The following is a 10229-nucleotide window of genomic DNA, read 5'->3' on the forward strand; positions in this document are numbered from 1 at the left end:
AACAATTCAAGTCCAGAACTTTCTTCATTATTGACAAAAAAAGAAGCAATCGCCTATAGTGGTGTTGTTCAAGTATTGGGATTGGCGTCTCTCTTGAACCGCATTACCAACGGCGTCCAACACGCCACGAGAGCGTGTTTTTTGCTTCTTATGGCTGGGCGCATGGGAGTCCTTCGGGACGCTCTTTCCGTTGGGAGAGTACGCCAATCCTGTGTGTCCGGCCACCAGCTAATTGGCGTTGGCAGTGGTCGGGTTAATATAACCCAACGGAGGCGTAAAATGCCTAACACTCCCAAAGCCACAACTGCGACTATTCACAAGCTCCATTTCCCTGAGAAATCATCTAAAGCAAAGCATGTACTGTGTCCGCACCAAGAGCAGGACATTAGAGGTAAAATCCGTGTTGCTGTTCAGTTCCTAAAGCTCATTAACGAGCTATCTGATTCTGAAAAGAAGGGCGCTTTTTTAGCTGCTAATTTCGTATCTAAGCACACTGACAATTCAGATATTATCAGGCTCGTTAAGCCGCTTCTTTCAAGCTATGCGGTTAAGGAAGGGAGCGCGGAATGTCAAAAGTAAATTCAAAAAAAACCAATACTAAGAAAAGAAAAAATTTAACGAAAAAAACGCGTTTTGAAGTATTCAAGCGAGATAGCTTTACGTGCCAATATTGTGGAAACGCAGCTCCAAATGTTGTCCTTGAAGTTGATCATATTAAGGCTGTGGCAAATGGTGGTGATAATGGTCTAATCAACTTAATCACATCATGCTTTTCATGCAATCGGGGTAAGGGCGCAAGGAAGCTTGATGATAATACAGTTGTAGAAAAGCAGCGACAACAACTTGAAGAACTAAATGAGCGCCGTATCCAATTAGAGATGATTATGGATTGGCGGCGGGATGTTGAGGATATTGACAAAATAACTGTCGATATGATTTGCGAAGCAATTAGCACTAAATCTCAACTTTCCCCAAATGACAGTGGCAAGAGAGATATTAGAAAGTGGCTAAAGCGCTATTCATTTGACGAAATTCTTGATGCTATTGATAGCTCTTTTTCCCAGTATCTAGATTGGGATAATGACGAAGAAGCCACTTCCGAATCATGGAATAAGGCGTTTGATTATGTACCTAGAATATCAAGCGTTAAGCGCAGAACCAAGGAAAAGCCATACCTTCGCGAACTCTATTATATTCGAGGAATTCTTAGGAACAGGGTTTATGTAAATGAAAGTTACATCATGGACTTACTTGAAGATGCGGTGAGTTATGACGCTGATCTAGAGGGTGTAAAATATTTGGCAAAAACTTGCAATAATTGGACCCAATTCAAGGAAAAAGTGGAAGATTATATCTGCGTGATGAAAGAGAGGTCAGAGCAATGACTGATATCCGTCTTCAATGCGGTTTTCATAGCCACCCTAAGACGATCAAACTCATTAGGAAGATTGGTCACGAGGGCGCTTTTTGCCTTACTCAGTTGTGGTGTTGGGCTGCTGAAAACAGACCAAAAGGCGACCTCGCAGGGTTAGATATTGATGATATCGAAATAGCTGCTGGCTGGACAGGAGAAGAAGGTAAGTTCCACGCGGCTATTCTCGGAACATGGCTAGATGAAGACTTGAAACTCCATACTTGGGAGGATCATCAAGGTTATATTTTTCACGCAGAAGAGCGCAGCGAAAAGGCCCGTAACGCAGCCGCAGCAAGGTGGGGGAAGCGAAAAACGGAGACTGATAATAATGCTTCTAGCACATCAGATGAATGCTTGGAGCATACTACTAGCAATGCTAAGCCAATGCCACAGCATCAATCGAGCAATGCCCCTACTCCTACTCCTACTCCTACTCCTGCTCCATTAAAAAGAACTACTAACGTAGTTCCAAAAAAAACCGATGATTCCGATTTTCCCCTAGAGGCTACAGCTAAACCTCTCAGGCCAGATAAGCCACAATCCAAACGAGGAACGCGGCTTCATGAAAATTGGGAGCCAAAACTAGCCGACTTAGATTTTGCCAAGCAGAAAGGCTTGAACGATGAACGGATTGCAACAGAAGCCCTCAAATTCAGGAACTACTGGACGGGGCTTAGCGGGACTAAAGCCATCAAGCTCGATTGGCACAGAACTTGGCAAAATTGGATCATCCGTAGCACTGAAAGCAGCGGAGCGTTTGGCTCAGGGGCATCCCCGGGACAACGATCAAGCAATTCTAAGTTCGGTGAAATTGGCGCTCGGGTGCTCAGTAGGGCTCAAGAAAAAGACGCTCTTTCCCAAGAACGGGGGAGCTAGGGATGTGATTGAAGGTGTCGTGATTTCTGGACAACCAACAGACGGTCAATTGATGGAAGCTGAACGGGTTGCAGTGTTGTCTCTGTCCCCATTGCCAAGAGCTGAAATCGTGAAAGAGCTTTTGAGGCTCCAGGTTAAAACATCAAGCCGAAATATGGATGAAACACGAGCAGAGTTGCAGCTCGAAGTTTATGCGGATGAGCTTGAGAGATATCCGGCTGATTGCGTTTTGCTGGCGCTTAAGTTGGCAGGTTCAGAAAAGTGGTGGCCCGAATGGGAAACATTGGAACGAACACTCTCGCCGTTAGACGCGACACGGAAGACGCTATTGAGAGGAATTAGACAACGCTTATCTTTGGTGGGGCGTGATCACCAACGAGGCCAGATGAGCAGTTTCGGTGATTTGATGAAAGCGGAGGGGTGAGGGTTTGAGCAGAGCAGGCGAAGACCGAATTATCAAGTGGCAACGCCAACAAGGCAGAACCATCGAGAGCGGCATTCTCACAGAGCAAGCTGGAGTATTCGCACACCGTGTCAGTGATCAACGGTTAATCGATCGGTACAAAGTGCGGGGTAATATCACCTATCGTCAATGGGAGGCTGGGGACAGGCTGTATACGACTTGGTACAATGCGGGGCGGTCACCTGTGCAAGTGGCTGCATTGACTGTGCGGGTTGATGGTGGCGGGTCTAAGCGGGATATGTCTGAGCGTCAGAGTATCAACTGGCATAGCTTTGTTGGGGCGTTGGGTGCGTTGCCTCTCTCGATGCGATCCCTTGTCGTTAACGTATGTCTGCACGAGACAACAGCAGCGGACCACGCCAAGGCTCATGGTCACAACAAAGACGGCGGCATGTATGGATTATCCTTGTCACTCGACTTCTTAGCTGATCATTATGGGATGCCTAGTGGTTAACCCCCATGAGATCCATAATCTGATATCGCGGTATATAGATCGGGATCTTTATAATCATCCTCATCTTCGATATCGTCAACCATAACCATTCTCTTCTTAGCCATTTCGTCAAGACGCTCCCTTGCAGCTTGGGCGAGGAATTCACTCCGATTGTTTGAGATGGCATCAATGCGATCAATTAGGTATTCGTCGATAGTAAAATTATAACGCTTCTTTTTACCAGGAAGGGTGACGCCAACCAAGGTAATGCAGTGCGCGTCAGATGTATCCTCATTGCTCAAGCTGTTAATTTCTGAGGGTGTTGGCAGTTCGTCACCATCCTCATGCATGCCAGTAATGTGTAAGGATAAAGCCTCTTCAGCCATAACCATTACGTCATGCACAGACTCGCCAGATGTAACGCAACCGGGTAGATCAGGAAAGACTGCGCCATAAAGATCTTCTCGGTCTTTCTCAATCACAGCAGGGTAATACTGTTTCATTGTCTCTTACTCCTTTACCTTAATTTGACGCCTGATTGCTTCTCAATTGACTTAAGTGTTCCAGTTGCTAATTCTTTCTTAGGGTGAGGAATAGTAACGCGACCGGGTAACGTTGGGTGCTTGAACTGATGATGTGATCCCTTAGTCGCAACTAAGTACCAGCCACCTGCCTCAATCTTTTTAATAACGTCCCTAGATCGCATCTTGTTCCCCTCTGATAAGTATAATGTACGCTCGTTATGAATTGATGTCAATAATAAATATAAGTATAATGTGTGTATTTTATTTAAGTGTTCTTGATTTGATCATAGTTTGTTTATTGTATGTTGACGACTACGGGTCTGAGTGATATCTTTTTGATAGTTTCTAAAACGTGTCTTCAAGCCCTGCCTCTCGGTGGGGCTTTTTGCGTTGGTTATGACTAAGAACTGGAAAGAGATAGACCGCAAGCGTGGTAGCTCAAGAGCGCGTGGATACGATCACCGTTGGCGCAAGTATCGGAAGGGCTTCTTAGCTAATAACCCGCTGTGCGTGAAGTGTAAGGCCAAGGGGATTATAACCAGTGCGAACGTGGTGGATCACATTGAACCACACAAAGGCTGTAATAAGTTATTCTGGGATACTGAGAACCATCAAGCGTTATGTACTCGGTGCCATAACAGCACCAAGCAAGCAGAAGAGAAGCGTGGTTACTCTAGCGAGATAGGCTCCGACGGCTGGCCTGTTGATGGGTCGCATCCGTTCAATAAAAGTAATCGATTTTAAAGCTCACTGGTGCGTTTGGATGTCTCTAGTTCATCACTCCCATGTCTATGACTATACGTGCTTATCTCTGACCTTCCTAAAAGGGGGGGAGGGGTAAAAGTCTATGGTCTTAAGGCGGGGGACCGCCGAGGGGAGTTACATTTTCAACGCCACAATTCAAAAATTTGGATACCAGGACTATGCCTCGACCTAGAACGCCACTCGATAAGGCAAGGGCTACAGGGCAGGACCAGAAGAACAAGGGCAGATATTCTGCGCGATCAGAGCCAGAAGGTTTAAAGCCTCTCGGTGAGCCGTCAGAGTTTATGAATGAGGCGGAGGCCGGAGTATGGGAAGGTTTCAAGAAAGAGTTCCCTTGGCTCAAGGAATCAGACCGATGCTTACTGGAGATCGCTTGCAAATTAAGAGGGACAATGATCAGCGGAGGGGGATTGAATATCTCCGCACTGGCCCAACTTCGAATGTGTATCTCTTCAATGGGTGGGTCACCCTCGGACATTACAAAGATAACAATTCCTAATGGCGAAAAAGAAGACCCGGCAGCTAAGTTCTTTAACTGATAGGGCGACTGCATACGCACAGGGTGTTGTCGATGGTGATTTTCCTGCGGGGCCTCATGTTCGGGGGGCTTGCAAGCGTCACTTGGATGATTTGGAAAGCGGCTACAAGCGAGGCCTCTGGTTTGATCATGAAGCTGCCGCAAGGGTAATTGAATATTTTAAAGTAGTTCTAACTGTTCTTGATCTTAGAGAGGGTGAAGTTGTCCCTTTTCTTGTTGCTGATTGGCAAGCCTTTGTAATTGGGTCGCTGTTCGGCTGGAAGAAGGATAACGGAAATAGAAGATTTAGAACGGCCTATGTAGAAACAGGGAAAGGCTCAGGAAAGTCCCCGTTGGCTGCTGGTATCGGCCTATATATGATGACCGCTGACAAGGAGAAACGAGCGGAGATTTACGCTGCGGCTACGAAAAAAGATCAGGCAATGATTTTGTTTCGTGATGCTGTATCAATGGTCAATGCATCGCCGCACTTGAATGGGAAATTAACCAAATCGGGTGGCAATCCAGTTTGGCAATTATCACACTTGCCGACTGAATCATTTTTTAAGGCGATATCTAACGACAACGGGCAGTCAGGGCCAAGACCATATTGTGCTTTGGTTGATGAACTGCACGAACACAAAGACAGAATTTGTTTAGAGATGCTTGAGGCGGGGTTTAAGGGCCGAGAGCAACCACTTTTGTTTATGATAACAAATAGTGGATCGGACCGGACAACGGTTTGTTATGAGCAACACGAACACGGCGTAAGAATTTGCAAAGGTGATGTGATCGATGATGATTTCTTTACCTACATTGCAGCACTAGACGAAAAAGATGACCCGTTCAAAGATGAGACTTGTTGGGCTAAGGCAAATCCAACTCTAGGGATCACGATTAAAGAAAGTTACTTGCGCTCACAGGTTGCCGCAGCAAGAGCGATGCCCGGTAAGCAGAATACAGTTTTAAGGCTCAATTTTTGCCGATGGACGGACGCAGAAAGTGCATGGTTATCAAAGCAATCTTGGGACGCTTGTGAAAAAGATATTCAGCTTTCTGATTATATCGGAAAACCTTGTTGGGCGGGGCTAGATTTATCCTATTCAAAGGATTTAACCGCTCTGGCTTTGGTCTTTATGGTTGAGGACGAATATCACTGCTTTGTTGAGTTCTGGACGCCGGGCGCGACGATGCATCATAGGGCAGATCAGGACCGGGTGCCTTATCCGCAGTGGGTGGATGAAGGTTATTTGAACGCAACAGACGGCAAGATTGTTAAGCTGGCCTCTATTGGCTCAAGGCTTGGCGAGGTTATGGAAGATTTTGACCTGCAAGCCGTTGCGTATGACAGGTACAGATTTAAAGAACTTGAAGACGATTTTGCGGATTTAGGCATTTACCCGCCAATGATTGAACACCCTCAGGGGTTCAGGCGCGGCGGGGCGTTAAAGGATGCTAAGGGCGATCATATTCTTGATGAACATGGAAAGCCTAAGGAAAACCCGCTCTGGATGCCGGGTTCTATTGAAGAGTTCGAAAACGCAATTATTGAAGAGCGTTTTGTAACGCCGATTAATCCGGTGCTGCGTTGGAATGTGTCGTCTGTGGTTGCCCGTGAAGACCCAAGCGGCGTTGGCAATAAAGTATTTGATAAACGCAAGGCAACAGGCCGGATTGATGGTGCTGTGGCTTTAGCGATGGGAATTGGCGCGGCTAAGGCTGGTCAACTTAATGGTGCTGACTCTGTGTATGAAGAGCGCGGCTTAATAACAATTTGAGGTTAATATGCTCAAGGGCTTGATGGACAAATTCGGAATGGCCCGTTCGACCAGTTCATCCGGTACTGTTGGGCGGTCAGAACCCTTTGTGTCATCACCTTCCATTGCGGGAGTTAATGTAACAGAGGCAACGGCCCTTAATTACTCTGCTGTTTGGGCGGCTGTAAACTTTATATCAAATAAAGTTTCTGTTGTCCCGTGGGGCGTTTACGAAAAACAGGAGGGCAAAAGATCCCTCCTATCAGATCATCGGTTGCACCATGTGCTGTCTTTTAAGCCTAACCCTGAAATGGGGTCGCGAACTTTCCGTAAGACTTTAGCGGCACATGTTTTGCTCTGGGGCAATGGATACGGAGAAATTGAAGCCAGACGTAATGGCGACGTAGAGGCTATTTGGCCTATTGAGCCACACAGGATGAATCCAGATAGAGATTCACGAAATAAGCTTGTTTATGAAGTCAGTAACGAACGCCAGCCAAATACAATCTTATCCGCCGATCAAATTTATCATGTAAAGGGTCTCTCTTATGATGGGTTGATGGGGTACAGCCCTGTAAGATTGGCTAGGGATAGCCTTTCACTGAGTGCCGCAATGGAACGGTATGGGTCGGCTTTCTTCGGGAATGGCGCGAATCCGGGGGGTGTTCTTGAACATCCGGGAAATCTTAGTTCTGAGGCCGCTAAGGGACTTAGAGAGAGTTGGGAAGCTAAACACAAGGGCGTAAATCGGTCACATAAAGTGGCAATTCTTGAAGAGGGCATGTCGTTTAAAACAATCGGCATCCCCCCAGAAGACGCGCAGTTCTTATCCTCAAGGCAGTTTCAGATAACTGAGATCGCCAGATGGTTTCAAATGCCGCCACACAAGCTGGCAGAACTTACCAGGGCAACATTTTCAAATATCGAACAACAGAGCCAAGAGGTTGTTGATGACTGCATTGTTCCTTGGGTTGTTACTTTTGAAGAAGAGGCAGATTTAAAGCTTTTTAAGCCAAGTGAAAGCGGTCGGCTGTTCACAAAAATGAACCTCAAGGCATTGCTTAGGGGCGATTCAAAAAGTCGAGGTGAGTTCTACCAAAGCATGTTCAGCACTGGGGCTATGTCGGTTAATCGCATTCTTGAGCTTGAGGATGAAAACCCTATCGGACCGGAAGGCGATTTAAGAATGGTACCGATGAATATGGTCAGCGTTGAGCAGGCTTACAAAGAAGGCGGAAGCAGTCAAGAGGCAGCTCCGAAAGGAAAAGATGATGCCGATTAATATTACTTCTCAATACTGGGCTGTGAATGAGGTGGCTTTTAAAGGATTTATGTCAGGCATCCCCTTAACGATGCAGACATTCAATCCTGACGTTATGTCAATTGATGATTCACGTCGCTCAGGATTGCCTGTCGTTAGAGACGGACGCACTGCGATTGTAAGTGTGTCTGGCCCAATAATGAAGTCGAACAGCTTTCTTTCCCGGTTTCTCGGGTTTTCAAGTAGCGCCTCTATTGCGGCAGCGGTGACAGCCGCTGCGGACGACCCTGAAATTGAAACTATCATTTTGATGTGTGACAGCCCCGGCGGGACTGTGGCTGGCACACAGTACCTTGCCGATACAGTTGCTGCAGCAGCCACCAAAAAACCAGTGATCGCGCAAGTGGACGGCATGTGTGCCTCTGCGTGTTACTGGGTTGCCAGCCAAGCCACAAGAATCATTGCAAGTGGTGATAGTGAAATAGGTTCAATTGGCGTGAGAATGGCTATTTATGACTTCTCAGAGGCATTTAGAACTGAGGGAATAAAACCAATCCCTATCGACACAGGTGAGTTTAAAAGCATGGGTCTCCAAGGTACGGAAGTCACAGAGGCTCAAGTCGCACACCTACAAGGGATTGTGGATGGTATTTTTGAGGACTTTAAATCAACAATACTTTCCGGCCGGTCAATGAGCGCTGAAGGCCTGAATAATATCGCTGATGGGCGCATGTTCCGTGCTGAAGATGCACTTGCTAATGGCTTAATTGACGGTATCGCACATCACACAGAAACACTTCAAGAAATTCGGAGTAAACAAGCCCCGAAAACAGCTCGACGCACTCGAGCATTAAAGGCGCATGTTGCGCTGAACGCCCGCCACCTCTGAGTGGCATCATCCGAGCAAGGAGTAATATGCTATGGAAACTCTCGCTGAACTGCGGGCCGCGCTCGTGCAGCTTAACGCCGACGCAAACGCAATTCTGGATCTGGCTGACAAAGAAAGCCGTGATCTGACCGAAGATGAAGAAAAGCAGGTTGCTGATCTTATGTCTAATTTTGATAAAACAAAGAAAAAGATTGACCTTAAAGAGGCCGTTGCTTCTCGCGGTGACATTCTTGTCACGTCAACGGGTCGCACCACAGAATCACCCCGACCTTTTGTCGAACCAATACCAAAAGGGGATGATGACGGTGGATTTGCAGGGGGTGTTGCTGAGTTTGCGACATGTGTGCGCGATGCGATGAACCCTGCGGGCCGTTCTGTTGATGAACGCCTTGCTACCCCCGCTAACTTTCATCGTGAAGGCGGTTCTTCTGATGGTTATATGGTGCCTCCATCCTTCCGGGATAAAATTTGGGGGCTTGTGTTCGCAGAAGACGACTTACTTTCTATGGTTGATAGTGAGCCGACAGACTCAAACTCAGTCCAGATGCTTGCTGACGAAACGACACCTTGGGGGTCAACAGGCATTCAGGCCAAATGGGCGTCTGAGGCGTCAAAATTTGATCCGTCTCGAATGGAAACTCAAGGCCGTGAAGTTAAGCTTCATAAAATGTTTGCTTTTGTCACCGCAACGGAAGAACTTCTTGACGACGCGCCTCGTTTGGAATCTCGACTACGGGTTAAGGCCCCCGAAGCTATCCGCTGGAAAGCAACTGACGCCATTATGTATGGCGACGGTGTTGGTAAGCCCAAAGGCTACTTTGGCTCTGATGCTTTGGTTTCTATTGCTAAAGAAAGCGGTCAGGCTGCTGATAGTGTTGTTGCCAAAAACATTGCCAAGATGTATTCGCGGAATCTAAACCCTGGACGCGCCCACTGGATTGTTAATTCTGATGTTTTGCCGGAAATTATGACGTTGCAGATCGGTTCGCAGTCAATCTGGACACCGCCTAATTCCGGCTTTAAAAATGCCCCCGGTGGCTTCTTGCTTGGTCGGCCAATTCGGTTCTCTGAACACGCTAAGACCCTCGGCGACAAAGGGGATATTCAGTTTGTTGACCCAATGGGGTACTACGCTCCAACCAAGCGCGGTGGGATTAAGTTCGATAGCTCAATTCATCTTTATTTTGATTACGATCTATCTGCTTTCCGCTGGACTTTCCGTTTCGGCGGTCAGCCTTATCTGAGCGCTCCGGTTACGCCTAAAAATGGCAGCAACGAAAAGAGCCATTTTGTAACGCTTAATGAGCGCTCATAAGTAATATTGAACGCA

13 protein-coding genes are annotated in these 10229 nt (G+C 46.9%); 11 read left to right on the forward strand and 2 right to left on the reverse strand.

The window, feature by feature from the left end:
- Positions 1 to 30 precede the first annotated feature (30 nt).
- From ACFSKO_RS13385 to ACFSKO_RS13405, 5 genes are read left to right on the forward strand one after another with little or no spacing between them, the layout of a single operon-like run.
- On the forward strand, positions 31 to 579 hold the full coding sequence (locus ACFSKO_RS13385) for a hypothetical protein (protein WP_380252429.1): 549 nt from the start codon (positions 31 to 33) through the stop codon (positions 577 to 579).
- Positions 567 to 1385, forward strand: a complete 819-nt coding sequence (locus ACFSKO_RS13390) for an HNH endonuclease (protein ID WP_380252431.1) — start codon at positions 567 to 569, stop codon at positions 1383 to 1385. The genes ACFSKO_RS13385 and ACFSKO_RS13390 overlap by 13 nt, the downstream gene beginning before the upstream one ends.
- Complete coding sequence (locus ACFSKO_RS13395) at positions 1382 to 2290, forward strand: hypothetical protein (protein WP_380252433.1); 909 nt, start codon at positions 1382 to 1384, stop codon at positions 2288 to 2290. Before ACFSKO_RS13390 ends, ACFSKO_RS13395 begins: the two co-directional genes overlap by 4 nt.
- A gap of 4 nt (positions 2291 to 2294) precedes the next feature.
- Entirely contained in the window at positions 2295 to 2714 is a 420-nt protein-coding gene (locus ACFSKO_RS13400; RefSeq protein ID WP_380252435.1) for a hypothetical protein, read from the forward strand.
- A 4-nt stretch (positions 2715 to 2718) separates the two neighbouring features.
- Positions 2719 to 3207: a hypothetical protein gene (locus tag ACFSKO_RS13405; protein WP_380252437.1), complete on the forward strand. Its 489-nt coding sequence runs from the start codon at positions 2719 to 2721 to the stop codon at positions 3205 to 3207.
- On the opposite strand, the gene ACFSKO_RS13410 is transcribed toward ACFSKO_RS13405, so the two are convergent.
- Together ACFSKO_RS13410 and ACFSKO_RS13415 are read right to left on the reverse strand one after the other, a co-directional pair.
- The gene (locus ACFSKO_RS13410) at positions 3204 to 3689 is read right to left on the reverse strand and encodes a type II toxin-antitoxin system HicB family antitoxin (RefSeq protein ID WP_380252439.1); all 486 of its coding nucleotides are present in this window, start codon (positions 3687 to 3689) and stop codon (positions 3204 to 3206) included. The genes ACFSKO_RS13405 and ACFSKO_RS13410 overlap by 4 nt on opposite strands.
- 14 nt (positions 3690 to 3703) lie before the next feature.
- Positions 3704 to 3892 (reverse strand): type II toxin-antitoxin system HicA family toxin, encoded by a 189-nt coding sequence (locus tag ACFSKO_RS13415; RefSeq protein ID WP_380252441.1) that lies wholly within the window; start codon positions 3890 to 3892, stop codon positions 3704 to 3706.
- A 214-nt stretch (positions 3893 to 4106) separates the two neighbouring features.
- On the opposite strand from ACFSKO_RS13415, the gene ACFSKO_RS13420 reads away from it, so the two are divergent.
- From ACFSKO_RS13420 to ACFSKO_RS13445, 6 genes are all read left to right on the forward strand, one after another.
- On the forward strand, positions 4107 to 4454 hold the full coding sequence (locus ACFSKO_RS13420) for an HNH endonuclease signature motif containing protein (protein ID WP_380252443.1): 348 nt from the start codon (positions 4107 to 4109) through the stop codon (positions 4452 to 4454).
- 179 nt (positions 4455 to 4633) lie between these two features.
- A complete protein-coding gene (locus ACFSKO_RS13425; protein WP_380252445.1) occupies positions 4634 to 5014 on the forward strand; it encodes a hypothetical protein in 381 nt (126 codons plus the stop codon).
- Positions 4974 to 6770 carry a terminase large subunit gene (locus ACFSKO_RS13430; protein WP_380252447.1) on the forward strand — a complete coding sequence of 599 codons (1797 nt, stop codon included), beginning with the start codon at positions 4974 to 4976 and terminating at the stop codon, positions 6768 to 6770. The genes ACFSKO_RS13425 and ACFSKO_RS13430 overlap by 41 nt, the downstream gene beginning before the upstream one ends.
- A gap of 37 nt (positions 6771 to 6807) precedes the next feature.
- A complete protein-coding gene (locus ACFSKO_RS13435) occupies positions 6808 to 8031 on the forward strand; it encodes a phage portal protein (protein WP_380252449.1) in 1224 nt (407 codons plus the stop codon).
- Positions 8021 to 8899, forward strand: a complete 879-nt coding sequence (locus ACFSKO_RS13440) for a S49 family peptidase (protein ID WP_380252451.1) — start codon at positions 8021 to 8023, stop codon at positions 8897 to 8899. The genes ACFSKO_RS13435 and ACFSKO_RS13440 overlap by 11 nt, the downstream gene beginning before the upstream one ends.
- A gap of 31 nt (positions 8900 to 8930) precedes the next feature.
- A complete protein-coding gene (locus tag ACFSKO_RS13445; protein ID WP_380252453.1) occupies positions 8931 to 10214 on the forward strand; it encodes a phage major capsid protein in 1284 nt (427 codons plus the stop codon).
- Positions 10215 to 10229: the final 15 nt, after the last annotated feature.

It is taken from the genome of Kiloniella antarctica (genome assembly GCF_042682825.1).
GTDB lineage: Bacteria > Pseudomonadota > Alphaproteobacteria > Kiloniellales > Kiloniellaceae > Kiloniella > Kiloniella antarctica.

Bases quoted from the DNA above. Each gene is read 5' to 3' on its own strand.
- ACFSKO_RS13390 (WP_380252431.1), top strand. From the start codon at position 567: ATGTCAAAAGTAAATTCAAAAAAAACCAATACTAAGAAAAGAAAAAAT.
- ACFSKO_RS13395 (WP_380252433.1), top strand. From the start codon at position 1,382: ATGACTGATATCCGTCTTCAATGCGGTTTTCATAGCCACCCTAAGACG.
- ACFSKO_RS13410 (WP_380252439.1), bottom strand. From the start codon at position 3,689: ATGAAACAGTATTACCCTGCTGTGATTGAGAAAGACCGAGAAGATCTT.
- ACFSKO_RS13415 (WP_380252441.1), bottom strand. From the start codon at position 3,892: ATGCGATCTAGGGACGTTATTAAAAAGATTGAGGCAGGTGGCTGGTAC.
- ACFSKO_RS13420 (WP_380252443.1), top strand. From the start codon at position 4,107: ATGACTAAGAACTGGAAAGAGATAGACCGCAAGCGTGGTAGCTCAAGA.
- ACFSKO_RS13425 (WP_380252445.1), top strand. From the start codon at position 4,634: ATGCCTCGACCTAGAACGCCACTCGATAAGGCAAGGGCTACAGGGCAG.
- ACFSKO_RS13430 (WP_380252447.1), top strand. From the start codon at position 4,974: ATGGCGAAAAAGAAGACCCGGCAGCTAAGTTCTTTAACTGATAGGGCG.
- ACFSKO_RS13435 (WP_380252449.1), top strand. From the start codon at position 6,808: ATGGCCCGTTCGACCAGTTCATCCGGTACTGTTGGGCGGTCAGAACCC.
- ACFSKO_RS13440 (WP_380252451.1), top strand. From the start codon at position 8,021: ATGCCGATTAATATTACTTCTCAATACTGGGCTGTGAATGAGGTGGCT.
- ACFSKO_RS13445 (WP_380252453.1), top strand. From the start codon at position 8,931: ATGGAAACTCTCGCTGAACTGCGGGCCGCGCTCGTGCAGCTTAACGCC.